The sequence below is a fragment of the Providencia sp. Marseille-Q8014 genome, from assembly GCF_965112055.1.
In genome coordinates this window covers 2528426-2555343 of sequence record NZ_CBCOPT010000001.1, presented here as the reverse complement: position 1 = coordinate 2555343, position 26918 = coordinate 2528426, and the positions used below count along the sequence as shown (strand labels likewise).

Here is a 26918-nt window from a genome sequence, read left to right as displayed (position 1 = left end):
TGTATTTTTAATTTTAGGAAGTTAATTTGACAAGTAATTCGTATTAACTTATTGGTAACAACCTAAAGAGTCATTTATCGATGATAATAAAAGGTCAGTGATGGGAGAGGGGGAAGCGGTCATGACGCATATTTGTCGCGACTGTATGGCGTGATAAATTGATAAAAAGGAAAGAAGGTTTCTTGAATAAAATGCGCCAAGAAACCTAAGAGATTGTTAGCGTCGTAGGTATACGTGAGGTGTTGCAATTTCTGGGTGTGAGATCACACCGAGATCGGCTTTATACCATTGCGTTAAATTTGCGGTAGTGAGTACCTGTTCAGGTGTACCTGTTGCAACGAGTTGCCCTTGATGAATTAAATAAACCCGATCAGCATAAAGTGCAGTGAGGTTGAGATCATGCAAAACACAACATACGCCAAATGGGCGCTCACGAGTTAGCTGATGCAATAAACGTAAGCTATGTTGTTGATGATAAAGGTCAAGAGCAGATGTTGGCTCGTCCAGAAATAAACAGGCTGGCGTCGTATTTGGTTGCCACACTTGCGCCAGTACTCGCGCAAGTTGAACCCGTTGCTGTTCACCGCCTGAAAGTTGGCGAAAATCACGCTGGCGTAGTTCAAGACAATCTGTTTGTGTTAAAGCTTCTTCGATGGCTTGTTGCTTATGCTCTGAACCGTAAGGGCTTCGCCCCATGGCAACGACGTCTTCAACGGTAAAAGCAAATGATAGGCTATTTTGCTGCTTCATCACCGCACGTTTTTTTGCTAATGCCTTGTGTTGCCATTGGCCCAGCGCTATGCCTTCTAATAAGCATTCGCCGGTGGTTGGGGGCGTAAATCCAGTTAATAGCTTTAGTAGACTGGATTTACCTGCACCGTTAGGCCCAATAATGACAACCATTTCATGCGGTTGTATGGATAGACTAATGTCCTGTATTAGTCGCTTATCACCGATTTGGTAACTGAGATTGCGTGCCTCTAGGAGAGATGATGTCGTCATGGTTTTTAAACCCTCCCTGTTGGTTGACGTAAAATTAGCCATAAGAAGTAAGGGCCACCAATTAAACCGGTAAGTAACCCAACTGGGATTTCAGCGGGGGAAACCGCGATCCGTGCAAGAGTATCTGCGACTAGGAGTAACGTTGCGCCAACAATTGCGGAACCTGGGATCAGCCAACGATGATCTGGACCCAGAGTCATGCGAATGAGATGAGGCACGACTAATCCCACAAACCCAATCACACCACTCATTGCGACAGCGCACCCGACAAGTAGAGCGCTGAGGAAAAGCAAAATAAATTTTGTGCGTTCAACGTTTAATCCGAGATAGTGCGCATCTTCATCACCCAGTTGAAGTAGGTTAAGTTTATTACCTTGCCAAAGGCAGACAAAGCAGGTAGGTAAAATCACACTAGCGGCAATGGCCAGTGAGGACCAATCGACATTCGCCAGTGTTCCCATCATCCATAAACTAAAGGTACGTAATTGTTGGTCATCACTGATATAACTTAACACCCCAATGAATGACATACATAATGCATTGATAGCAATACCAGCAAGTAATAAGCGTGACAGGTTGCCATGAGAGTAACGATTCAAGCTAAAAATAATCACTGAAACAATAAGGCTGCCAATGAAAGCCGCACCGATATGCCCATAGTTAAGTAAGACACTTGGCAATGAAAATGAAAAAACGATAAAAGCGGCAACGCATAAAGCCGCACCGCTACTGATCCCTAATAAGCTTGGGTCGGCGAGAGGATTACGGAAGAGTCCTTGCATAATAGCGCCAGAAACGGCAAGCGCTAAGCCGACTAAAATAGCCAATAAGATACGCGGTAGGCGAATGTTAAGCCAAATTTGCCAAACGGGGTCTGTGGCTGGTGTTTGCCACAGAGTCTTAAAGGAAACATTCATTGCACCCGCATTGGAAGCGAGTAAGGCAATGACGCTCAAAACCAGTAAAAGGACAACAATAGCTAACCTTGGGTGTTTAATTCGATTCATTGAAACTTCTCTAATGCCTCTCGCATTTGCTGCATGACTTTTGGCGTACCGAGACTAAAACCAAGCATTCCCATATCATCAACAACGATCAGGGCTTTATTTTTTGCTGCCGGAGTCATGGCTAATCCGGGGAGTTTCCAAACGTTATCTTCTCCACCTAACGATTTAATGCCTTCATGAGTCACGATAATGAGGTCAGGTTGGCTCGCGATAACCCCTTCTTGTGATAAAGGTCGATAGCTATTAAAGCCTGTCATTGCATTTTTAGCCCCTGTTGCTTTGATAAGGCTATCTGCGGCAGTTTGTTGTCCAGCGGCAAGAGGGAGTACACCACCATGACTCATGATAAATAATACTTTTTTATCTATTGGTGACGTATTTACGGCGGCAACTTGTTGATTAAATTGTTCCACCAACTGTTGACCTTGTTCTGTTTTGCCAACTGCGTTGGCAACAGTCGTAATTTTTTCTGGAATGGCTTCTAATGCAGGTTTACCAGTGACTTTGATAATCTTTACACCACTTTTTTCTATTTGGGAAAGTGCGATTGAGGGTTTTGCTAGTTCACTGGCTAGCACAAGCGTTGGGCGCATAGAAAGTACGCCTTCAGCGTTGAGCATTCGCATATAACCGACATCGGGTAGCTTAACAGCTTGAGCGGGATGAAGGCTGGTGCTATCCCGAGCAACAACTTGTGAACCTGCATCAAGCTCAAAAACAATTTCAGTGACATCACCACCAAGTGTGATGATACGTTCTGCCGAGTGAGCAGTGAAGCTCATGATTAAAGTGACTGCAATTAGAAGCCATTGTTTCATTTTATTTACCTACGATTAAATGTGCGGTAGCGCCATAACCTGATTACGCCATTGTTCTTGCTCAGGCGTACCTTCTGTACGTTGCCCATACATCTGTACAATTTGATGACCGTCTTTATCGAAGACTTCAAGGCTTGTTACGAAACCATCTTGAGTTGGTTTGCGCGTTACCCAACACTCTGAAACACCATTTTCAATCATATGTAAGGTAAAATCTGGGTTGAAAATATTCAGCCATTTAATATCAGAACCTTCAGCTTGATATGGCATCAAACGTTTGAGTTGGCCTGTAAAAATTTGTACGCAACCGCGGTTACCGACAAAAATCATAATTTCATTTTGATCGTTAAACGCAGTATTAACCAATTGGTTAAATGAATCAGCAGGCACTCGCCACGCGAGATCATCACTGACAGCGCGGAATACTTGTTGGCGACTTAAATTGTTTTTCTTCAGTAAGATAAAGAATTGGTGAACATCGGTCATGTTGCGCCATTCTTGCTCAAGCTGTTGTTTCAATTCATCGCTGATAGGCTGTTCAGAGAAAGGCTCTGCGGCTTCAATAACCAATGGAGGATTATCAGAGGTTGCATATTGTTCAATCAATGCATGCCAAGCAGCCATGTCGGTCTCATCTGTAGTATAGACCTTATGTAGCGCATCACCTTGTTTGTCAAAAAACTGAATGCTATGACGTTCACCGTTTTTAGCGTCTTCAGTCAAGGTGAAAACCGAATCCCAATGGCTGAAAAACATGCGTAAATCGAGTGCGCGTGGATTTAAAATCAATCCGGCATGCGCACTGAATTTAGCATTGTCATAACGACCAATTTGTTCATGAACAACATATTCATTGCGAGTGATGGCTTTAACATTGCCAACCGCCGCTAACGCTTTGAGTAGTGTAGGGGCATCAACATTCAGTCTTTGCGCTTTGTCATGGCCAACACGGCTATGTAAAAGTTCGCCTTCCGAAACATTGAGATAAGCAGCTAGATCACGAGCATATTTGGCTTTGTTTTCTACTTTTGCTTGTTGATAACGCTCAAACAGTGTTGAACTCACAGTGTATCTCCTTAATTAACAATAAATTACCATTGGAAACTGACAAATAGCTTCGCATTACGTCCATCCTGCGGGACGCCTTGTGATGAGTAGTATTCTTTATCGAAAGCATTGCCTAAAACGACACTGGTTCCTAGGCCTTTTAATTGGCCTTCACCTTGATAGCTAACGTAAAAATCATGAACAGCATAGCCTGCTTGGCGTGGTGCTTTGGATGCATCGTTGAAATCGGTATGACGAGTAAATTCACCTAACCAACCCACAGAAAAACCACTGTCTGAAATGGGGACGTTAAGGTTGCTGGTTAGCGAGTCAGGTTTAATGGAGGTAATTGATTTACCATTTGATTCGTCTTTACCTTCGGTATGGTTGTAAGCCAGATTCCAACCAAAATAGTCGTTTTTATAGTCCATTGAAGCATCCCAACCCCAAATTTTAGCTCGTTTTGTATTGATGGAGGTTGTGTAGTTATTCTGAGGATTTCTAAAGTCAACATTCACATAGGTATTGATATAGTCTTTTGCTTTAGTATCAAAATAACTAGCTTTAAATTGTAGATTGTCACGCTCAGTTAGGAGGTCATCAAACCTTAGCCCAAACCCATATTCAGCAGTACGTATAGACTCTGGTTTGAGGTTGGGATTTGGTCGCCATCTATTGACTATTGGGCCCATTTGGAAATGAATTTCATCGTTATACATTTCCATCATAGAAGGTGCTCGGAAAGCTTCTGAATAAGAGGCAAATAACATTGACCAGTCTGTTGGGGTAATGCTAACGGCGCCTTTAGAAGACCATTTGCCTTCTTTCACGTCCTCATTATCTTTAGCGGTTGCTTTATAATGGTCATAGCGAGTGCCAACAATAAACGATACAGGTAAATCTTTTAAGGCGATTTCATCTTGCAAGAAACCGGATGCAAAGGTGATATCAGCATCAGGGAATTGCGTTGTTGACGCGTAAGGTGTTTGATTTTGTTTGTATGTTTCGCCGCCATAAGTAAAGTTATGGGCTGCGATAGGTAAATCATACAAGTGTGTTTTATTATCAACTTTCAGACCATAAGTTTTTTGGGTACGGCCTTCATAGTGAGTATTTTTACCTTTAGCGGTAATATTGACGTCAGAATAGTAAGTGGTCGCTTTAAGATTTAACCAATCGTTTGATTCTGGATTTAATTGGTAAGTCGCTTGGGCATCACGTTGACGTGTAGTGCGGTTAACCTTTAGATTATCCTTAGTAATATCGATTTGTTGTGGGTCTTTGGGTTCATAAGCATTGTTATTGTAATAGCGCAGTTGCCCTGACAATTTTTGGTCATCATTCACCTGCCATGTGCCTTTGGCAAGCATGTTGGCTATGGTTTCTTTGTTTTCCATATCATCGCCATTACTCAAGCGAATATCACCCACTTGTTTGGTGACAAAACTGAATAAACCATCAAATTGTTCAGTTCGCCCAAAAGATGTACCACCGAAACCAAAACTATGATCCCCTGTCGCCGCTTGGCTAAAAACACGGAAACCGCTGTTTTGACCCTCGCGTAATAGATCTTTAGCGTCTACGGTTTCCCAAGCGATCACACCGCCCATTGCGCCGCTACCATACAGTAGAGCTGAAGGACCGCGAACAATTTCAACTTGTTTTATCAATGCCGGATCAATAAAAGTACCATTTACATGGCCAGTATCAGTACCTTGGCGCACATTATCGACTAATGTCAAAATACCGCGACGGTCGAAACCACGCATATAGATATCTTGCCCATTTACACGGCTGGTGCCTGTGACACCAATACCCGGAACTTTACGTAAGATGTCATTTACAGTACTTGCCGTTTGTGTTTCAGGTGAATTATTTTTGATAACAGTCACCATCATCGGGGCATCGAAGCTATCTCTTTCAGTACCTGTAGCATAGACGGTCATCACATCATTGCGATTTGATGTTGTTGTTTCTGCATGAGCGCTTGCCATAACGGAAAGTATTGCGCTTGTCAGAACGGATAAACGTAAAACATGAGACATATAGTTATACTCCATAAAGTGTTACCGGTTTGCTCCCTAAGTTTCGATTTTGCCTAAAGCCGTATGCAGGGAAACAAACCGGCGAGTATTATTTATTTTATAATTATTAAATGGTTACCATTGATAACTCACATTGAAATAGAAATTACGGCCTTCTTGGGGAACCCCCATCGAAGAGACATATTGACGATCAAAGGCGTTTTTCATCGTTAATGTCGTATTCAACCCTTTTATAAATTGGTCAGCTTGATAGTGCATATAAAAGTCATGAAGGCTATAGCCTGCATACTGGATGACTTCTTTATGGTAACGATCGAGTCCATGCTGAGATTTGTGTTGTTTTAATTGGTACTTAGCATTGCCTTGGAACTGTGTTTTAGCCGCAAATTCACCTACCCAGCCAAGACTAAGGCCAGTGGTTGCAATAGGGGCATTGAAGCGAACAAGTAACGTTTCAGGGCGAATGGAAGAGAGGGAATAGCCTGTGCCGTCCTCTTTACCTGTTGTTTTGTTATGACTGATATTTAAATCAAACCAGTGGGTTTTATAGCGAATAAAGCTATCAATACCTCGAATGGTGGCGGAAGGAATGTTGCTAAAATAAATTTCATTAGGGAACCATTGATATTGCCCTTTCATGAAATGGTATTTTTTGGTGTAACGACCTTCAACGGCAATATGGTTTTTCGCTTTGGTATCAAAATACGTGGATCCGAATTGCAGCTCATCGCCATTTGATAACAGATCATCAAAACTTGCTTTTAAACCAACTTCTACTGTTTTATTTGTCTCAGGTTGTAAGTCAGGCGTAGGTCTAAAATCGGAAGTTAGCCAGCCGCCCATCACCGAAAAGTGATTAGAATTGTTATACAGCTCTGCCATACGAGGCGTCCGATAACCTTCGGAGTAAGAGGAGTATAGGTTTAACCAATGTGCCGGCGTGATACTGACCGCAAAACGTGACGACCAATTCGTGTCTCTATTTTTTGCAAACCCTTGGCGTGAAGCTTCATAGCTTGTGAAACGGGTTCCCGTTGAAAGCGTAATAGGCAGGTGGTGCAACGTCATATCGTTGTTAATCCAGCCCGAAATATTAGCGAGTCGAGTCGGGGGATAGCTGATTGCGTGTTGATTGGGTTTTTGTTGTTGTTGATAATACTCGAGACCACTTTCTATTTGGTTGTTCACCCAACTCTCAATAGGGACGATAACGTGATTCGTCAATTTTGTACCATAGGTATATTGCGTCCGCTTTTCGCGTTGATATTGATGATCGGCTTTTGCTTTTTCTCTATCTAACTGACTCAAAGCGAGGTCGGTATAGTACAGCTCCCAATTTGTTTGCCAGTTAGGAAAACGGTTTGACGTAATATACTGACTAATTGAAACATCACGCTGGTGACTATTGCGCTCGTGGGGCGTGTTTTTAAAACGCGTATCTGCGAAATTGTTTACTGTCGGTTGTTTGAGACCCAATCCATCATTGCGATATTCACGTAGTTGTAGGGCTAAATGATAATTAGGCTGTGCATACCAAGTGGTTTTTAATAACCAGTTATGCACTTTCTCGTGATTATCTTGGGTCGGAAAATCCGCAGATGTGAGTGAGTATTTTTTACGTTGGCTATAACTCAATAGCATATCCAGAGGGCCTGTATGTCCGTATACAGATGCCCCAGCAAGGTAGCTATGGTCATTGCGGTTGATCCCACTGAATAAACGACCACCTACACGCTGACCTTCTTTTAATAAGTCGGCAGCATCAACGGTTTTCATTGCCACAACACCTGCTAATGCGCCGCTACCGTGTGCAACAGAGGATGCACCTTTATGGATAAAGACGTTTTTTACCAGTGACGGGTCAATAAATGTCGCGTTATATAACCCAGAATTAAAATCTTGAGTGACGTTATCCACCGTGATTTTTACTGCGCGAGAATCGTAGCCACGCATATGAATTTCTTGGCCATAAGTTCCCCCAGTACCTGAAACAAAGATACCTGCTTGGCCTTTGAGCAAATCGAGTGCAGAAGTTGCTGATTGATATTCAGGGGTTTGCGCATCAATGACATCAACTTGCTCGGCGACGGCAATGTTTTCATGATGATAAGGGGGGGCGGTGACATGAACTGTATCACCTATCGTTTTTTTTGCTGTTGCCACCGCGCTAAATCCTGAAATAGCAAGTGTTGTCGCAATGGCGGAAGCGGTGAGTTTTGATCCATTTAACGATAGGGTAGGTGTAGCAGACATCAGTTTAAACTCCATAGGAAATCCTTTCCTTATGTGGTGAATTAAGCTGGCTGCCTTGATACGAGATCTGGGTGGCTTGCTATGAACAAATTTTGAATAAAAAACTATTTAGTGAGAATAAGTTTTCCAGCGCGAGTTTGCCTTAATTGGTAAATCTCTCCATGATGTTGAATGGTCAGTTTACCTTCAGAACCTAATAGTTGCAGGCTATCGACAACATCAACTTTGACTGGTTGAACCACGGGTTTGGCGATATTTTTAACGGCTGGTTTTGTCATGTTATCAGTCATAATCAACCCAAGTGATAATAAAACTCATAGTGAGAATCATTATCTTTAAGTTGTTTGGTAACATCAAGAGGTTTTTACATTTAGGTGACAAAATGGCGACAATCGGTATGTTAATCGTTTACCTAGTTGAATAGCTGGGGGATTTGTTCAGAAAATTTGAGAGAAATCGGCTTTTTTACTCAGGATAGGATGAAAAAAGCCGATGTGGTTAAATCATTCGTCGATATTATTTGAATCGGCTTTCTACCGCTTCCACTAAAACGTCGATTAGTTGTTCAGTATCATCCCAACTTAAGCAAGGATCAGTAATGGATTGACCGTAAGTGAGAGGATGGTTAGGTATAATTTTCTGAGTACCTTCGATTAAAAAGCTTTCAGCCATAACCCCACTAATGGCTGTAGAGCCTCCTTTGATTTGTTCCGCGATATCTCGAGCCACTTCCAGTTGGCGACGATGAATTTTTTGACAGTTGCCATGGCTAAAATCAATGACTAAATGCTCAGCTAATTCAAACTCACGCAATGTATCGCAAGCGGCGGCAATATCACCAGCAGAGTAATTTGGTTGTTTACCACCACGCATGATGATGTGACCATGAGGATTACCGCTGGTTTGGTAGATGGTCATTTGGCCATGTTTATCTGGGGACAAAAACATATGTTGTGCTTTTGCCGCACGAATAGCGTCAATAGCAATTCGAATATTGCCGTCAGTGCCATTTTTGAAACCAACCGGACAGGAAAGGGCCGATGCCATTTCGCGATGGATTTGGCTTTCGGTTGTTCTCGCGCCAATTGCCCCCCAGCTGATTAAGTCGGCGATATATTGTCCAGTGACCATATCGAGAAATTCTGTCGCAGTCGGTAGCCCAAGTTGGTTAACATCAATAAGCAGTTTTCGCGCGAGACGGATCCCGGTATTAACTTGGCAAGAATTATCTAAATTGGGGTCAGAGATTAATCCTTTCCAGCCAACAACAGTGCGTGGTTTTTCAAAATAGGTCCGCATGACAATTTCGAGGCGATCTTGGTAACGTTCACGTAATACATTAAGCCTATTTGCATATTCTAGAGCGGCATCAATATCGTGAATAGAGCAAGGACCCACGATCACCAATAAACGAGGATCTTCACCCGATAATATTTTTTCTATGCGTTGACGTGACGCTGTCACGTTTTGTGCGACTTTTTCAGAAATAGGAAATTCATCAGCGAGTGCTTGTGGTGTAATCAAGCTATCAACACGCTGAGTACGTAGTTCATCAGTTTTTTGCATTCTTTTTTCTCAAAAGCGGTAATAGGCTGAGCCATATCAGTGATTGAGATCACAATAAACGAAAATGGCTCAAATTCAACCAACAACATGAGATTGAATGAAAGATTTTTTTAAAAATGCTGACGAATTAAAAAATTCGTCGTTGTAAGCCCATTGTATCAATGACTTTGGCTGAAATTTCTTCTACAGAATAGTTGGTTGTATTGAGGTAGTTAATTTTGTTTTGTCGAAACAATGCTTCTACTTCTGCAATTTCAATACGACACTGCCTCAATGAGGCGTAACGACTATTTTCCCGACGTTCTTCACGAATGGCAGCTAATCGTTCTGGGCTAATGGTTAAACCAAATAATTTGTGAGTATACGGGCGTAATGCGGCTGGCAGTTGTAAATTATCCATATCATCGGCAGTAAAAGGGTAGTTTGCTGCTTGAATACCGAATTGCATGGCTAAATATAGGCTGGTGGGCGTTTTGCCACAACGGGAGACACCCAGCAAGATGATTTGGGCTTGATCCAAATTACGTAATGAAATGCCATCATCATGCGCTAAGGTATATTCGATAGCGGCAATACGGGCATCATATTGGTTGATATTTTGTAGGGATAAACCGTGAGTGCGATTCAGTTTAGGTTCTGGTTCAAGGCCCACTTCTTGTTGGATGGGGGCAACTAAGGTTTGTACGATGTCCTGACAAAAACCGGCGCTTTCAGTAATAATTTTTTTAACAGAAGGTGAAATAATGGAATAGAACACGAGGGGGCGATTTTGTGTTTCTTGATAAATGGTATCTATTTTCTGTTTTATCTCTTGAGCACGTGCTTCTGTCGTGACGAAGGGCAGCGTATAAGAGTTGAAAACTAAAGGGAATTGCGACAAAACAGCATGCCCTAATGTTTCTGCGGTAATGGCTGTTCCATCAGAAATAAAGAAAACAGTTCGTTCTGCGAGGTTTGTTTTACGATTAGTTGCGGTTATTTCACTCATATATTTTATCTTTTATTGTATTTTTCGTTGGTTTTAGAGAGATATTATATTTGATTAAAGTTTAAAAAATAGTTTATAGGGGAAAGTATAGCCAATATTTGAACAATTTTTAGAACAAAAATTTTTTCTTGTTAGTTGGAACGATTCACCTATCTATCTTCATATATTGTCTGTGCTAGTCTATTTCGTGAGGCGAATTATCGCCAATGAGATTTTTTTACGATTTGTACCTTGTCACTAAATTGCTAGATAAAGATAAAGGATCGCTTTCAATGTCCACAAATGGCCTCACTCCGTGTAATGTACTTTGGTATAACCAATTAGGGATGAATGATGTTGACCGTGTTGGCGGCAAAAATGCCTCGCTCGGTGAAATGATTACCAACCTGTCCGATCTTGGTGTATCCGTACCTAACGGATTTGCGACAACCGCACAGGCGTTTAATGATTTTCTTGAGCAGAGCGGCGTCAATCAACGCATTTATCAGCTGCTAGATGAAACGGATATTGATGATGTTAATCAACTCGCTGCCGCGGGTGAAAAGATCCGTCAATGGGTAATTGATACACCTCTCACACCACAGTTAGAAAGTGATATTCGCGCCGCGTATCAAACGTTGTCGGAAGGCGAAAAGGATGCTTCATTTGCTGTGCGTTCATCTGCAACGGCAGAAGATATGCCGGATGCATCATTCGCTGGGCAGCAAGAGACTTTCTTGAACGTCCAAGGTATTGATGCGGTATTGGTCGCGATTAAACATGTTTTTGCTTCCTTGTTTAATGATCGTGCGATTTCCTACCGTGTTCACCAAGGTTATGACCACCGTGGCGTTGCGCTTTCTGCGGGTGTTCAACGGATGGTTCGTTCAGACTTAGCGTCTTCTGGCGTGATGTTTACCATTGATACTGAGTCAGGATTTGATCAAGTCGTGTTTATTACCTCCGCCTATGGTCTAGGTGAAATGGTTGTACAAGGCGCGGTTAACCCTGATGAGTTTTATGTTCATAAACCGACGTTAATCAATCAGCGTCCAGCGATCGTCCGTCGTACCCTTGGCTCTAAAAAACTGCAAATGGTTTATGCAGATAGCCAAGAACATGGCAAACAGGTACAGATTGAAGATGTACCAGAAGCATTGCGCAATCGTTTCTCTTTAACTGATCTGGAAGTGGAAGAGTTAGCTCGCCAAGCGTTGCAGATTGAAAAACACTATGGCCGTCCGATGGATATTGAATGGGCAAAAGATGGTCATAATGGTCGTCTGTACATTGTTCAGGCTCGTCCGGAAACGGTTCGTTCAAATCAGCAAGTGATGGAACGCTATCAATTAAAGCAGCAAGGTAATGTTTTGGTTGAAGGGCGTGCAATTGGTCATCGCATAGGTGCAGGGCGAGTTAAAGTGATTCATAACTTAAATGAAATGGATCGTATCCAACCTGGTGATGTATTAGTGACGGACATGACTGACCCAGATTGGGAACCTATCATGAAAAAAGCCGCCGCGATCGTCACTAACCGTGGGGGGCGTACTTGCCACGCTGCAATTATTGCGCGTGAATTAGGTATCCCTGCTGTTGTGGGTTGTGGTGATGCAACAGAACGCCTAGCTGAAAATAGCCCAGTCACTGTCTCTTGCGCAGAAGGTGATACGGGGTTTGTCTATGAAGGTGAACTTGGCTTTGAAATTCATAGTTCTGCTGTAGATGAAATGCCTGCCCTTGATGTCAAGATCATGATGAATGTGGGGAATCCTGATCGTGCATTTGACTTTGCTTGCTTACCTAATGAAGGTGTTGGTTTAGCAAGGCTGGAGTTTATCATTAACCGCATGATTGGTGTTCATCCAAGAGCATTACTGGAGTTTGACGCTCAAACACCAGCGCTACAAAATGAAATACGGACCATGATGGCAGGTTATGATGACCCTATTGAATTCTATGTGGGTAAATTGACCGAAGGGATCTCAACGCTAGCCGCTGCGTTCTGGCCAAAACGTGTGATCGTGCGTCTGTCTGACTTCAAATCTAATGAATATGCCAACCTTGTGGGAGGGGATATTTACGAGCCTGAAGAAGAGAACCCAATGTTGGGCTTCCGTGGGGCAGGTCGCTATGTGTCTGACAGCTTCCGTGACTGTTTTGCACTTGAATGTGCAGCAGTTAAACGAGTACGTAATGATATGGGCTTAACGAACGTTGAGGTTATGATCCCATTTGTACGTACCGTTGCTCAAGCTGAAGCGGTTGTAGACGAATTAGCGAAGCACGACCTTAAACGTGGCGAGAACGGCCTGAAAGTGATTATGATGTGTGAGATCCCATCTAATGCGTTATTGGCTGATCAATTCCTTGAGCATTTTGATGGCTTCTCAATTGGCTCTAACGATATGACACAGCTAACGTTAGGCTTAGACCGTGACTCAGGTGTGGTATCTGAATTGTTCGATGAGCGTAATGATGCCGTGAAAGCAATGCTATCGATGGCAATTCAAGCCGCTAAACGTCAAAATAAATACGTCGGTATTTGCGGGCAAGGTCCTTCAGATCATCAAGATTTTGCACAATGGTTGGTTGAAGAGGGGATTGATAGCCTCTCTTTAAATCCAGATACTGTTGTCCAAACTTGGTTAACATTAGCGGATTCTTAATAACTTAATACGTTATTTAAGACGAGAGTCTCAAGCCGACAAATTTATTGTCGGCTTTTTTATAAATCAAATTGAATATACCAATTAAAGAAATTAATAAAATCTATCGATAGGTTTCATTGCCGTTATTGGTTTTAAAATAAAAGAAGCTATTTGATAAGTCATAAAAAATTTAATTAGAACTACTCATATTAGAATCCTAAGAAGGTTAATAAACCGATCCATTAGTGTTAATCATTTTAAGTAAAATTCGAATTGAATAAGTAAATAAACATATAAACCCAATGCGATAATGCTTTACTCTAAATTAGAGTAATGTCATGGGGGAAATTATTGCTATGGAAACGTGTTCGCTTAGGGAATATGAATAAACTTCATGTTGAATGGGGAGATAAAAAAAAAGCCTATCATGGGCTGACAGGCAAAGACTACACACAGCAATTCTATTGAGACAATCACGCTTAAAAAAGAGGCATGATTTTGAGATCTGTATTAATCAAAACGTAAATCATTAGCTTACTAATAATAATTTATTTAAAATTTATATTCATTAAGAAGACTCTTAATGTAAACTTTAGTGACTGTAAGATAAATAGAATTCGTTTCAACGCAAAGGATAATATCACAAATAAGTTTGAATACTAATATAAGTCTGTTAAATATTGTTTCTAAATATTAATGAGAATAAACATTAATCCAACAGTATGCTTAATAGCAAGCATACTGTTGGTGAATTTTACTTTAATTTATTTTTTACTCATAAACTCTTCCTCAAGAAACTTTTCGGTTTCTTCAAGGTTTTCATTTGGCATTGCGACTTCATTCATCCACGCTTTTAATAGGCTATATGAAACGGCAAGTACGACAGGACCGATAAATAATCCAATCATACCAAAAGAGAGGATGCCGCCGATCACGCCGACAAGAATGAGTACCATAGGTAAGTCAGCACCCATTTTTATTAGCCACGGGCGTAACACACCATCCATGGTTGCGACAACGGCAGCCCATATAGCAAGGATAATCGCCCATGTTGTATCCCCCGTCCAAAATAACCAAATCACAGAAGGAACCATAATCAAAAGGGGGCCGAGTTGTGCGACGCAACAGATAAACAATAATACGGTGAGGATAGCCGCGTAGCCGATACCTGATAGTGCTAAGCCGATACCGCCGACAATGGCTTGAATTAATGCCGTTACAACGACACCTAATGCTACTGCTCGAATAGATTGTGCGGCTAATACCACCGCTGCATCACCCCGGATCCCTGCTAATCTAACCGCAAAATGGCGGATACCAAGCATCACGGATTCCCCTTTTAGGTACAGTAATCCACTAAAGAGCAGCATTAATGCAAGATGGAACATAAAGCGTCCTGCATTGATGGCTTGAGCGAGAAACCAGCCAGCCGCTTGGCCAAAATAAGGTTGAACTTTCGCTAATAATGCGTTGCCTCCGCTAGCCACTAAGCTATGCCAAGCATAATAAATTTTTTCACCAATAAAGGGGACTGTATTAAGCCATTCTAAATCCGGTAAGCGTAAGCTGTTTGGCGATTTCGCCAATTCAACAAGCGGGGTGCTATTTTGAATGATACTACCAATGAGAATACCGAGAGGTATTACAAATAGAAGGAGTATTAATGAGACCATGATCAAGGCTGCAAGCCAGCGCTTATTCCATAATCGAGATTCGATACGTAACAGTAAAGGCCATGTAGCAATCACCATCATACCAGCCCACACAAAGCCAAGAATAAAGGGATTTAGTACCCAAAAGCAGGCGGCTATCATTAAAATGATAGATGCCAATCCAAAGATAAGTTTGGGTAAGTCGAGTCGTTTTTGCGATTTTTCCATTAATGCCTAATCCTTAACAAATAAAAACACTGCAAGTGAGCCGTTTTTTTAGGTGAAAATAATGTAATTTTTTTTCACGATCAAAAAAAAACAATATTGTGATATGGTTCATCACTGACAATGTCATCAGCGGTTGTACTCTCTCTATCAACAACAGGTTTTGCAGGAGAAACTCTGCAAACCAATCAGGCACTATTGTGCTACTTAAAGTAAAGATAGTACATAACGAGTAATGCGAACACTAAACAACAAGAGTCATCGTTAATAATGATCCCGCGTATAATAGAAGCACCTAATTTAAGTAAGCTTGTCATTGAATTTCTACATCAACTGCAAGAGCACGGTTTTACCGGTGATAATGGTACTAGTTATGCAGAACGTCTATCAATGGCAACGGATAATAGTATTTACCAATTATTACCTCAGGCGGTCGTCTTTCCACGCTCCAGTGCCGATGTGCAAATTGTTGCTCGGGTCGCTGGGCTAGAGAAATTCCGTGAGCTGACTTTCACTCCAAGAGGTGGGGGAACGGGCACCAATGGTCAATCGCTAACGGAAGGGATTGTGGTGGACATGTCCCGTTACATGAACCGCATATTAGAGATTAATCCTGAGCAAGGTTGGGTGAAGGTGGAAGCGGGGGTGATCAAAGATCAGCTAAACCAATTCCTCAAGCCTTATGGCTATTTTTTCTCACCTGAGTTATCGACCAGTAACCGCGCGACGTTAGGTGGCATGATCAATACCGATGCGTCTGGACAGGGCTCTTTGGTGTATGGCAAAACCTCTGACCACGTTCTCGGCGTTAAAGCAATTTTATTGGGGGGCGAATGCATCGATACTCGCGCTATGCCTGTTGCGCTTGCCCAAACGATTGCGTCAGAAGATTCTGTGACGGGACGTATTTATAAAACTGTACTTGAGCGTTGTTTGGAGCAACGCCCTTTGATTGAAGAAAAATTTCCCAAACTCAATCGTTTTCTAACTGGGTACGACTTACGTCATGTCTTTAATGACGATCTCAGCGAATTTGATTTAACGCGTATTTTAACGGGTTCAGAAGGCTCGTTAGCTTTTATTACGGAAGCGACGTTAGATATTACGCCTTTACCAAAAGTGCGCCGTCTGGTTAACGTAAAATATGATTCATTTGAATCCGCCTTGCGTAATGCCCCTTTTATGGTGCAAGCGAAAGCACTATCTGTTGAAACGGTCGACTCAAAAGTATTAAACCTAGCGCGGGAAGATATCGTTTGGCATTCAGTAAAAGCATTGATTACCGATGTGCCTAATAAAGAGATGCTTGGCCTGAATATTGTCGAGTTTAGTGGTGATGATAAAGACGAAATTAATCATTTGACAATGAGCTTGTGCCAGCGTCTAGATGAGTTAATGGAGCAGCATAAAGCGGGTGTGATTGGTTACCAAATTTGTGATGACCTAGATGATATCAACCGTATTTATAATATGCGTAAAAAAGCCGTTGGCTTATTAGGGAACAGTAAAGGCGCGGCGAAACCAATTCCATTTGTTGAAGACACCTGCGTGCCCCCAGAGCATTTAGCCGATTATATTGTTGAGTTTAGGGCGCTTTTGGATAGCCATAATTTAAACTATGGTATGTTTGGTCATGTGGATGCTGGGGTGTTACATGTTCGCCCAGCCCTAGATATGTGTGATCCACAGCAAGAAGTATTGATGAAACAAATTTCGGATGAAATTGTTGCGCTCACCGCAAAATATGGCGGCTTGCTATGGGGAGAACATGGTAAAGGCTTTAGGGCAGAATACAGTCCTGAATTCTTTGGTGAAGTGCTGTACGGTGAGCTGCGAAATATTAAAGCCGCTTTCGACCCAGACAATCGCCTTAACCCCGGAAAAATTTGTCCTCCCGCTGGTCTCGATGCGCCGATGAAACAAGTTGATGCGGCGAAACGAGGCACTTATGATCGCCAAATACCCATATCAGTACGTCAAGAGTTTCGTGGCGCTATGGATTGCAACGGTAATGGCTTGTGTTTTAATTTCGATGTAAAAAGCCCTATGTGTCCATCGATGAAAATCAGTGGGCAGCGAATTCACTCCCCGAAAGGTCGTGCGACCTTAGTGCGTGAATGGTTACGATTACTTTCCGAGCAGGGAGTAACCCCTGAAAGCCTTGAAAAAGGTATCAAAGAAGATCGCCCATCACTACGTGGATTAATAGATAAAACTCGTAACACATGGCGGGCACAAAAAGGGGATTATGATTTCTCTCATGAAGTTAAAGCGGCTATGTCGGGATGTTTAGCCTGTAAAGCCTGTTCAACGCAATGCCCGATTAAAATTGATGTACCTTCATTTAGAGCAAAATTTTTGGCGTTATATCATGGGCGTTATTTGAGGCCGATTCGTGATCATATCGTTGCGGGAGTCGAAAATAGCGCCCCTTTATTGTCTAAGGCCCCTAGCGTATTTAATTTCTTCTTGCGTCAACCTTGGGTACAAAAGTTAAGTGAACAAACCATTGGCATGGTCGATTTGCCTTTATTCTCACAGCCAACATTGAAACAGCAACTCTCCGGCCATGCTGCGATAACTGTGACGCTCGAGCAGTTAGAAGCGATGTCTGCATTACAACGTGAACATTATGTTTTGGTTGTACAAGATCCCTTTACGAGTTATTACGACGCCAAAGTTGTCGCGGATTTTGTTAAATTAGTCGAAAAATTGGGCTTTAAACCGGTATTGTTACCATTCTCTCCAAATGGTAAAGCCCAACATATCAAAGGCTTCTTATCTCGTTTTGCTAAAACAGCACAAAAAACAGCAACGTTTCTCAATAGAGTGGCTAAGTTAGAACTGCCTATGGTGGGTGTGGATCCTGCGTTGGTACTGTGTTATCGCGATGAATATCATGAAATCTTAGGAAAACAGCAGTGTCAGTTTACTGTGCAACTTGCGCATGAATGGCTTGCTACATTGCCAGAGCCGCCACAACGCCAAACAGCACCGTCGGAGCCGTGGTACTTCTTTGCTCATTGCACTGAAACCACAGCACTGCCAAACAGTGGTTCCCAATGGGCAAACTTATTTAAACGTTATGGGCAAGAGTTGAAGAATATCAGCGTGGGTTGTTGTGGGATGGCGGGAACATATGGTCATGAAGTTGCGAATATCAAAAACTCAAAAGGCATCTATAATTTGTCGTGGAAGCCAGCAATAGAGAAGTTACCTAAAGAACGTTGTCTGAGTACTGGGTATTCATGCCGTAGCCAAGTGAAGCGGATGGAAAATACGCAAATTAAGCACCCTATACAGGCGCTATTGGAGATAGTTGAATGATTTGGAAACGTAAATTTACGCTTGACCATATGTCGGAAATGGCAAAAAACTGTATGTTAGGCCATCTCGGCATTGAAATCACAGGTTATGGTGATGATTATATTGAAGGAACGATGCCTGTTGATCAGCGTACCAAGCAACCATTTGGATTATTACATGGTGGCGCCTCAGTGGTTTTGGCGGAGTCATTGGGGTCAATAGCAGGTTATCTGTGCAGTGAAGGTGAACAGCGTGTTGTTGGCCTTGAAATTAATGCCAATCATATTCGTTCAGCGACACAAGGTACGGTTAAAGGTATTTGTAAACCGATTCACCTTGGACGCCGTCAGCAGGTCTGGAACATTGATATTTTCAATGAGAAAGGGCAACTGTGTTGTACTTCTCGATTAACAACAGCAGTACTCTCTGATTAATCCTCGTTAACCTCAATTCATATCGAGTTGAGGTTACTTCAACTATTTCATTATAATTTCAATTCTTGTTGAGTAAATTAAGTTGTATAATAAATGTATGTTTATTAATTTGTGCCATTTAAATGTATTGATGAGTACATAATATTAAAAAAAATGTAACTTTTTTTAATCGTTAATATTTAATAAGTTAGAATAGCTTCTTGCTCTGTTTGCCTAATAAATAGGCTCATAATGCCTAAAAAATAGACTGAAATAGGTATAACCTTTCAAAACAAATGGTTGAAGTGACAAGGGTTATCGCTACCATAGTACAAACGGAGTGAATTCTCCTGATAACTGGCTGAAAAGCCATGAAAATTGTGGGGTCAATATGACTGCAAAAATGAATGACAATGTAGAAACTTTTTCTATAGATGAAACGAATTGGCAGGGTGTTAACCTGACTGACAGCGCAGCGAAACAAATCAAAAAATTGATGGAACAACATCCTGAAACTAAAGGGCTTTCGCTGGGAGTTAAACAGTCAGGCTGCGCCGGTTTTGGCTATGTTTTCGAAATGATAGAAAACCCAACAGAGAACCATTTACTCTTTGAGCACGATGGTGCATGTCTATTTGTACCTAAAGAAGCAATGCCATTTATCGATGGCACAGTGATCGATTATGTCCAAGAAGGTCTTAATCGTATATTTAAATTCAATAATCCGAAAGCGCAACATGCCTGTGGGTGTGGTGAAAGCTTTGGTATTTAATATGTGAAGTCAGATTATGTCTCAGAGCAATGTAGAAATTGGCGATGAAGTTCAAAGCTGGCTTAATGACCAGCGTTATAAAGAAGGCTTTTTTACAAATGTCGCGACAGATGAAATGGCCAAAGGGATCAACGAAGATGTTGTCCGGGCTATTTCCGCGAAACGTAATGAACCCGAGTGGATGCTAAAATTCCGCCTTGATGCTTATCATCATTGGAAAGGTATGGAAGAGCCACATTGGTTAAAAGCCCATTACCCAAATTTAGATTATCAAGACTACAGTTATTACTCAGCACCGTCTTGTGGTTCGTGTGACGATAGTTGTGGCTCGCAAACCGGTGCGACACAAGCAACTGGCGTGACAGAAACGAATAATTACCTGACAGCTGAAGTTGAAGAAGCATTTAATCAGTTAGGGGTTCCTGTACGTGAGGGGAAAGCCGTTGCTGTGGATGCGATTTTTGACTCAGTGTCTGTTTCTACTACATATCGTGATGATCTTGCGAAACACGGTATTATTTTCTGTTCATTCAGCGAAGCAATTCAAGAGTACCCTGAGCTGGTACAAAAGTACTTAGGTACTGTCGTATCCAGTCACGATAACTTCTTTGCCGCTTTAAATGCAGCAGTTGCATCAGATGGCACCTTTGTCTATATCCCGAAAGGGGTACGCTGCCCTATGGAACTTTCGACTTATTTCCGTATTAATGCCGCAAAAACAGGGCAATTCGAACGGACTATTTTGATTGCCGACGAAGGTAGCTATGTTAGCTACATCGAAGGATGCTCTGCACCTGTGCGTGATAGCTATCAGCTGCATGCCGCGGTCGTGGAAGTTATTATTCATAAAGATGCCGAAGTCAAATACTCAACTGTACAAAACTGGTTTTCAGGTGGAGACAGTGAGGAAGGGGGCATCCTTAACTTTGTGACCAAGCGCGCGTTATGTGAAGGTGAAAATTCGAAAATGTCATGGACGCAGTCTGAAACAGGCTCGGCTATCACATGGAAATACCCAAGCGTTATCTTAAAAGGGGATAACTCTGTTGGTGAATTTTTCTCTGTCGCACTCACGAACGGTAATCAGCAAGCGGACACGGGAACAAAAATGATCCATATCGGGAAAAATACCCGTTCTACGATCATTTCTAAAGGTATATCCGCCGGTAAAAGTCAAAACAGCTATCGCGGCTTAGTCAAAATATTACCAAGCGCTCATAATGCACGCAATTTCACTCAGTGTGACTCAATGTTAATTGGAACTCAGTGTGGAGCACATACCTTCCCTTATGTTGAAGTCAAAAACAACACTGCGCAACTCGAGCACGAAGCAACCACCTCCCGTATTGGGGAAGATCAGCTATTTTACTGCTTACAGCGTGGAATTAGTGAAGATGATGCGATTTCAATGATCGTAAATGGTTTCTGTAAAGATGTTTTCTCGGAACTTCCATTAGAGTTTGCGGTAGAGGCACAGAAATTGCTGGCAATCAGCTTAGAACATAGCGTCGGCTGATCACAATCAGGTTTATATGCGCAAAAGCGCCAAAGGCATGTTGATATGTTAAGTGTTAAAAATTTACATGTAAGTGTAGAAGGTAATGAAATTTTAAAGGGCTTATCACTGGAAGTTAAACCGGGTGAGGTTCACGCCATTATGGGCCCAAATGGTTCCGGTAAAAGTACGTTATCTGCGACGTTAGCTGGCCGTGAAGAATATGAGATTGACGGCGGCGAGGTGATCTTTAAAGGGAAAGATCTACTCGAGTTAGACCCTGAAGAACGTGCAGGGGAAGGTATCTTTTTAGCGTTCCAATATCCGGTTGAAATTCCGGGTGTGAGTAACCAGTTTTTCTTGCAAACAGCCGTGAATGCGGTACGTGAATATCGTCAGCAAGAACCCTTAGATCGTTTTGATTTCCAAGATTTTATTGAAGATAAAATCGACTTACTTGAAATGCCACAAGATCTACTGACTCGCTCAGTGAATGTTGGCTTTTCGGGGGGGGAAAAGAAACGTAATGATATTTTACAGATGGCAGCTCTTGAGCCACAGCTGTGTATCTTAGACGAAACCGATTCAGGTTTGGATATTGATGCATTGAAGATTGTTGCAAATGGTGTTAACTCACTGCGCTCTCCAGAACGTTCTTTTATTATCGTGACGCATTACCAGCGCATTCTGGATTACGTCAAACCTGATTTCGTGCATGTACTGTATCAGGGGAAAATCATCAAATCAGGTGATTTCAGCTTGGCGAAAAAACTGGAGGAGCAAGGTTATGGCTGGCTTATTGACCAACAGTGAAAGAGCAAACAAACGTGCTCAGGTCGCTGCACTAAATGAGCAAGCAATGGCGCGTTTTGCAACACTTTTCGAACAACGTTCTGGGGATAAATCCCAGCATGCAGCAGCACATTGGGAAAAAGCGAACCACGTTGGCTTACCTGCCTTTCGTCATGAAGATTGGCATTATACGCCATTGCAAACGGTCTTAAATACTCAATATCGCTTTGCTGAAAACGTTGTTGATGAAAAAGCATGTGAGTTATTGGCATTACCTATCGATGCTTACCGAATTGTACTTGTTAACGGTCGTTATAATTCGACACTCAGTTCAATTGATATGGGGCCGTTCAAAGTTGCGTTATTAGACAGCCAAGATATGTTACCAGATGCTGTTAATGGAGAGGTTTTCTTGCATTTAACAGAAAGTCTTGCGCAACAACCGATTGTTATTCACCTCGGTGCAAACCAAATCGCACCAAAACCACTTTATCTGCTGAATATTTCGAGTGGTGATGATGAGGAAACCGTGAATCACAGTCATTATCGTTATCACATGACATTGGATACCAATAGCAAGGCACAAGTGATTGAGCACTATGTCAGTGTTAATGATAAACCGCACTTTACGGGTGGTCGTTTAACGGTTGAGGTGGGCGATAACGCACAATATCAGCACTTCAAATTGAATAACGAGAATAACCAAGCACAACATTTTGCGCATAATGACATCATCGTTGGTCGTGATAGCCAAGTGTTGAGCAGCAGTTTTCTGCTTGGCGGTACTTTGACTCGCCACCATACTAGCGCACAGTTATCGGGTGAAAATGCTGACTTTTCATTGAATAGCATGTTATTGCCTAAAGATAATGAAATTGTCGATACTCGTACCTATCTCGAACATAATGTCGGTCACTGCGAAAGCCGTCAGTTACATAAAGTTATTGCGATGGATAGCAGTAAAGCCGTCTTCAACGGCATGATCAAAGTTGCTCCGGATGCGTTGAAAACAGATGGTCAAATGAGTAATCACACCTTATTATTGGGTGATAAGGCCGAAGTTGATACTAAGCCTCAATTAGAAATCTATGCTGATGATGTGAAATGCGGACATGGTGCAACGGTTGGTCGTATCGATGATGAACAATTGTTTTACCTGCGTTCGAGAGGGATCGACGGTAAAGCAGCAAAACATATGATTATTATTGCTTTTGCAGCTGAATTGACAGAATCGATCGAATCTGAAGAACTCAAACAAGCGGTTATGGCGAATATTCGTCAGCGCTTAGCAGAGGTCTAATACGCGTATGACATTCAACGTAGCAGCAGTTAGGCAGGATTTTCCTGCCTTATCCCAAAGTATCCATAATCATCCTTTGGTTTATCTTGATAGCGCGGCTAGTGCACAAAAGCCTCTTCAGGTGATTGAAAAAGAGAGCGAGTTTACGTTGCATCAATATGCTGCGGTACATCGGGGCATACATACGCTTAGTGCTCAAGCCACAACGATGATGGAAAACGTTCGCCAAAAAGCCGCGGATTTTATTCATGCCGCCTCAGCAGAGGAAATTGTTTTTGTTAAAGGAACAACAGAAGCAATTAACTTGGTAGCGAACACTTTTGGCCGCAAATTTATCGGTAAAGGCGACAATATTGTCATTACCGAGATGGAACATCATGCCAATATCGTTCCTTGGTATTTATTGGCAGAGCAGATCGGCTGTGAAATTCGCCTCATTCCTGTTTCTGATCATGGTGAGTTAGAGTTAGCAAAACTTGACGCATTGATTGATGCGAATACGCGCTTGTTGAGCTTTACTCATATCTCTAATGTGCTCGGTACTGTCAATCCTGTGAAAACCATTATTCAAGATGCAAGAGCGATTGCCGCCGAGCGTGGTGCAGAGCTTTATGTACTGGTTGATGGTGCTCAAGGCGCAATGCACAGTGTTGTTGATGTGCAGGATTTAGATTGTGATTTTTATACTTTTTCTGGACATAAATTGTATGGGCCAACAGGGATAGGTATCCTTTATGGCAAAAAATCCCTTCTTGATAAGATGCCGCCATGGGAAGGTGGTGGAGCAATGATCCGCCATGTTAGCCTTAAGAAAGGTATTACCTATGCCGATGCGCCATGGCGTTTTGAAGCAGGAACCCCGAATGTCAGCGCAATTATTGGCCTAGGTGCAGCGTTTGATTATCTGAATGCTTTAGGAAGAGCTGACGCATTTGCTTATGAAAAAGCAGTGATGGAGTATGCCACCGAAAAGCTGAAACAGATTCCATCGTTAACGTTATATGGTAACGACCAGCGTGAAGGGGTGATCGCTTTCAATCTGGGAGTTCATCATGCTTATGACGTCGGTTCTTTTTTAGATCAATACGGTATCGCCATTCGAACTGGGCATCATTGTGCACTGCCATTAATGGAGCGCTATAATGTTCCTGCAATGTGTCGGGCATCCGTGGGTATCTATACGACGAAAGAAGAGATAGACTCTTTATGTGATGCATTACTGCGCATTAAAAAATTATTAGGCTAAGCATTAACGCCTGATGATTTTTTGTTATTATTGACTGAAAAAGCCAATCACGATTGGCTTTTTTAATTATTAGCATAACGAGTTTTGTACTGAGTTAGCCTTATCTCCATCATGAATCGATAATAAACAAAGCGTTAATCAGGCCAACTAAGCTTAGATACATTTGTGACTTATTAAGGAAAGAAGTATGCCTGCTTTACCCGATGAACATAAATTGCTACGGAATTTTGCACGTTGCCAAAACTGGGAAGAGCGTTATCTGTATATGATAGAGCTTGGTGGACGTTTAACGGCATTAACAGAGCAACAGCGTAGTGACAAGAACCTGATTGCAGGTTGTCAGAGCCAAGTATGGATAGACATGCAAAAGCAAGCGGATGGCCGCATTCATTTTGCTGGTGACAGTGATGCAGCTATTGTGAAAGGGTTAGTGGCAATAGTCATTATTCTTTTTCAGGATAAAACAGCAGTAGATATTCTGTCGTTAGATGTAAAAGCATTTTTTTCGCAACTTGCTTTAGAGCAGCATTTAACCCCGTCACGCACTCAAGGGTTAAATGCAATGATCCGTACCATTTTGTCTCGTGCAACCGAGTTACAATAAGCGTTAAGCAGGGGAATGCATTTCCCTGCTCTTTTTTCGTGTTATTCCTATCAACGGCACTTAAGTGAATTGTTAACCTATTCATTAATGATTGTATGTCGTTTCGTCAGCCCACGGCAGCGGTTACAGCCTAAAATATTTAATAGCTATTAAAGATATGTAATATAGTTGCTATTATGTACATCTCTCACTAAACGGTATACTCATGAGGCTTTAAGTTGCACCTTGAATAATTAGAGTATGCATATGGTATTATTCCCTGGAGTCGGTATGAAGAAAGTGTTAACTGTAGCAAGTTTGTTTATAGCGAGTGCATTGCTGTCGCCAGTGCAAGCAATGGATTATCCATTACCAGATAGCAATACGCGTCTTATCGGGGAAAATGCGCGTTATGTCGTACCTGATGATGGGCGTTCGCTAGAAATGATCGCCAGTGAATATCAAATCGGTTTACTTGCGATGTTAGAAGCGAACCCAGGTACTGATCCTTATTTACCGGAAGCGGGAAAAGAGTTGATTATCCCAACTCAAATGTTACTCCCCGCCACGCCTAGAACGGGCATTGTTATCAACCTTGCTGAATTAAGGCTCTATTACTATCCTGCTGGTAGCCAAGAAGTGGTCGTCTACCCGATCGGTATTGGTCAATTAGGTCGTGACACACCGGAAATGGTGACGTCGGTCAGTCAATCAATTAAAGATCCGACGTGGACACCTACAGCCAATATTCGTAAAAATTATGCAAAAGAAGGTATTACATTACCAGCGGTAGTACCTGCTGGGCCAGATAACCCAATGGGACTCTATGCACTACGCTTAGCCTACGGCAGAGGTGAATACTTAATTCATGGGACTAATGCCGATTTTGGGATTGGTATGCGTGTGAGCTCGGGATGTATTCGTTTACGCCCTGATGATATTGAAGCCTTGTTTAAAACGGTACCTAAAGGAACGCGCGTTCAGGTTATTAACCAGCCTGTTAAGTATTCCAAAGAGCCAGATGGTAGCTACTATATTGAAGTACACCAACCCCTTTCGAAGAAAGCGACAGATGATCCCCAAACGATGCCTATCCCGCTATCTGATGATTTCAAACGTTTCCTTGAGAATGAAGGCATTGATAAATCCTTAGTGGAAAAAGAGCTGGCAAGACGTTCAGGGTTGCCTGTGAAGGTGAATGTAGAGCAGGGCGTAGAGAGACAATATGAACCTGAATACGCAGTCAACGGACCAGAAAAGAGTGAGGAAGCTTCTGATCAGGGGCATTATCCTGAATTAAAACCGATCGATCAGTTTACCATTACACAGCCTCAGCCTGTGTATCAGGAGTCTGAAAGCCACTGATTGGGGTTTTAAAGTACAAAAAATAAGGGCCTAAAAATTAGGCCCTCTTATTATTATTTATTGTACGATATCAAAACATACTTGCTATATCGCAGCTAATTTAAACTTACTTTTTGTAAGAACGAACTTGGTTATCAAGACGTTGGTTAGCACGAGCTGCTTCTTGTTGTGCAGCTTGTACTTCAGCACGGATAGTCTGAACATCGTTGCTCAGTTGATCAACTTTACCATTCAGAGTTTGCACGTCTGAAGAGAGTTTTTGCACTTCAGTGCTGTTAGAACAACCCGCCAGTAATGCTGAAGCTAATACGATAGAGCCCAGTACAATTTTAGTACGAATCATTATTTTACCCTCTAGATAGATTTATCTTGAAAATATCAAAGTAAGCTACCAACAAAATAGATATTAGATT

The 26918-nt window shown here is 42.1% G+C and carries 21 protein-coding genes and 1 other RNA gene; 10 read left to right on the top strand and 12 right to left on the bottom strand.

Features of this window, described 5'->3' with window-relative positions:
- Positions 1–216: 216 nt before the first annotated feature.
- The 9 genes from ACWPW6_RS11225 to ppsR all read right to left on the bottom strand — a co-directional run bounded on the left by ACWPW6_RS11225 (position 217) and on the right by ppsR (position 10726).
- On the bottom strand, positions 217–1002 hold the full coding sequence (locus ACWPW6_RS11225; protein ID WP_163862038.1) for a heme ABC transporter ATP-binding protein: 786 nt from the start codon (positions 1000–1002) through the stop codon (positions 217–219).
- A gap of 5 nt (positions 1003–1007) precedes the next feature.
- Positions 1008–2009, bottom strand: coding sequence for a FecCD family ABC transporter permease (locus ACWPW6_RS11220; protein ID WP_249998864.1), 1002 nt, complete (start codon positions 2007–2009; stop codon positions 1008–1010).
- A complete protein-coding gene (locus ACWPW6_RS11215; protein ID WP_163862032.1) occupies positions 2006–2827 on the bottom strand; it encodes a heme/hemin ABC transporter substrate-binding protein in 822 nt (273 codons plus the stop codon). Before ACWPW6_RS11215 ends, ACWPW6_RS11220 begins: the two co-directional genes overlap by 4 nt.
- A 15-nt stretch (positions 2828–2842) precedes the next feature.
- The gene (locus tag ACWPW6_RS11210) at positions 2843–3892 is read right to left on the bottom strand and encodes a hemin-degrading factor (protein WP_163862029.1); all 1050 of its coding nucleotides are present in this window, start codon (positions 3890–3892) and stop codon (positions 2843–2845) included.
- Positions 3893–3918: 26 nt separating this feature from the next.
- Complete coding sequence (locus tag ACWPW6_RS11205; RefSeq protein ID WP_272682961.1) at positions 3919–5919, bottom strand: TonB-dependent hemoglobin/transferrin/lactoferrin family receptor; 2001 nt, start codon at positions 5917–5919, stop codon at positions 3919–3921.
- A gap of 114 nt (positions 5920–6033) precedes the next feature.
- The gene (locus ACWPW6_RS11200) at positions 6034–8187 is read right to left on the bottom strand and encodes a TonB-dependent hemoglobin/transferrin/lactoferrin family receptor (RefSeq protein ID WP_163862022.1); all 2154 of its coding nucleotides are present in this window, start codon (positions 8185–8187) and stop codon (positions 6034–6036) included.
- Positions 8188–8276: 89 nt separating this feature from the next.
- Positions 8277–8462, bottom strand: a complete 186-nt coding sequence (gene hemP, locus ACWPW6_RS11195; protein ID WP_154622091.1) for a hemin uptake protein HemP — start codon at positions 8460–8462, stop codon at positions 8277–8279.
- Positions 8463–8688: 226 nt separating this feature from the next.
- Positions 8689–9738 (bottom strand): 3-deoxy-7-phosphoheptulonate synthase, encoded by a 1050-nt coding sequence (locus ACWPW6_RS11190; RefSeq protein WP_196713021.1) that lies wholly within the window; start codon positions 9736–9738, stop codon positions 8689–8691.
- Between the two features lie 127 nt (positions 9739–9865).
- On the bottom strand, positions 9866–10726 hold the full coding sequence (gene ppsR / locus ACWPW6_RS11185; RefSeq protein WP_154622089.1) for a posphoenolpyruvate synthetase regulatory kinase/phosphorylase PpsR: 861 nt from the start codon (positions 10724–10726) through the stop codon (positions 9866–9868).
- A 272-nt stretch (positions 10727–10998) separates the two neighbouring features.
- On the opposite strand from ppsR, the gene ppsA reads away from it, so the two are divergent.
- Positions 10999–13374, top strand: a complete 2376-nt coding sequence (ppsA, locus tag ACWPW6_RS11180; RefSeq protein ID WP_154622634.1) for a phosphoenolpyruvate synthase — start codon at positions 10999–11001, stop codon at positions 13372–13374.
- A gap of 392 nt (positions 13375–13766) precedes the next feature.
- Here the strand turns inward: ppsA and rprA are convergent.
- Positions 13767–13876: antisense sRNA RprA (gene rprA / locus ACWPW6_RS11175), an RNA gene on the bottom strand.
- Positions 13877–14120: 244 nt separating this feature from the next.
- The gene (gene ydiK / locus ACWPW6_RS11170) at positions 14121–15236 is read right to left on the bottom strand and encodes an AI-2E family transporter YdiK (RefSeq protein ID WP_154623914.1); all 1116 of its coding nucleotides are present in this window, start codon (positions 15234–15236) and stop codon (positions 14121–14123) included.
- 267 nt (positions 15237–15503) lie between these two features.
- On the opposite strand from ydiK, the gene ydiJ reads away from it, so the two are divergent.
- The 9 genes from ydiJ (at position 15504) to ACWPW6_RS11125 (ending at position 26505) form a co-directional block, all read left to right on the top strand.
- On the top strand, positions 15504–18560 hold the full coding sequence (gene ydiJ, locus ACWPW6_RS11165) for a D-2-hydroxyglutarate dehydrogenase YdiJ (protein WP_249998862.1): 3057 nt from the start codon (positions 15504–15506) through the stop codon (positions 18558–18560).
- Positions 18557–18973, top strand: coding sequence for a hotdog fold thioesterase (locus ACWPW6_RS11160; RefSeq protein WP_154623916.1), 417 nt, complete (start codon positions 18557–18559; stop codon positions 18971–18973). Before ydiJ ends, ACWPW6_RS11160 begins: the two co-directional genes overlap by 4 nt.
- A gap of 370 nt (positions 18974–19343) precedes the next feature.
- Positions 19344–19724, top strand: coding sequence for a Fe-S cluster assembly scaffold SufA (sufA, locus tag ACWPW6_RS11155; protein ID WP_154625058.1), 381 nt, complete (start codon positions 19344–19346; stop codon positions 19722–19724).
- A gap of 16 nt (positions 19725–19740) precedes the next feature.
- Positions 19741–21240 (top strand): Fe-S cluster assembly protein SufB, encoded by a 1500-nt coding sequence (sufB, locus tag ACWPW6_RS11150; RefSeq protein ID WP_163862014.1) that lies wholly within the window; start codon positions 19741–19743, stop codon positions 21238–21240.
- 45 nt (positions 21241–21285) lie between these two features.
- Positions 21286–22032 carry a Fe-S cluster assembly ATPase SufC gene (gene sufC / locus ACWPW6_RS11145; protein ID WP_154625060.1) on the top strand — a complete coding sequence of 249 codons (747 nt, stop codon included), beginning with the start codon at positions 21286–21288 and terminating at the stop codon, positions 22030–22032.
- Positions 22007–23311, top strand: a complete 1305-nt coding sequence (gene sufD / locus ACWPW6_RS11140) for a Fe-S cluster assembly protein SufD (RefSeq protein ID WP_249998860.1) — start codon at positions 22007–22009, stop codon at positions 23309–23311. Before sufC ends, sufD begins: the two co-directional genes overlap by 26 nt.
- 7 nt (positions 23312–23318) lie before the next feature.
- A complete protein-coding gene (gene sufS, locus ACWPW6_RS11135; RefSeq protein WP_154625062.1) occupies positions 23319–24557 on the top strand; it encodes a cysteine desulfurase SufS in 1239 nt (412 codons plus the stop codon).
- Positions 24558–24744: 187 nt separating this feature from the next.
- Positions 24745–25161: a cysteine desulfuration protein SufE gene (gene sufE, locus ACWPW6_RS11130; protein ID WP_249998859.1), complete on the top strand. Its 417-nt coding sequence runs from the start codon at positions 24745–24747 to the stop codon at positions 25159–25161.
- A gap of 270 nt (positions 25162–25431) precedes the next feature.
- A complete protein-coding gene (locus ACWPW6_RS11125; RefSeq protein WP_249998857.1) occupies positions 25432–26505 on the top strand; it encodes a L,D-transpeptidase family protein in 1074 nt (357 codons plus the stop codon).
- Between the two features lie 106 nt (positions 26506–26611).
- On the opposite strand, the gene ACWPW6_RS11120 is transcribed toward ACWPW6_RS11125, so the two are convergent.
- Complete coding sequence (locus ACWPW6_RS11120; protein ID WP_004919171.1) at positions 26612–26848, bottom strand: major outer membrane lipoprotein; 237 nt, start codon at positions 26846–26848, stop codon at positions 26612–26614.
- Positions 26849–26918: the final 70 nt, after the last annotated feature.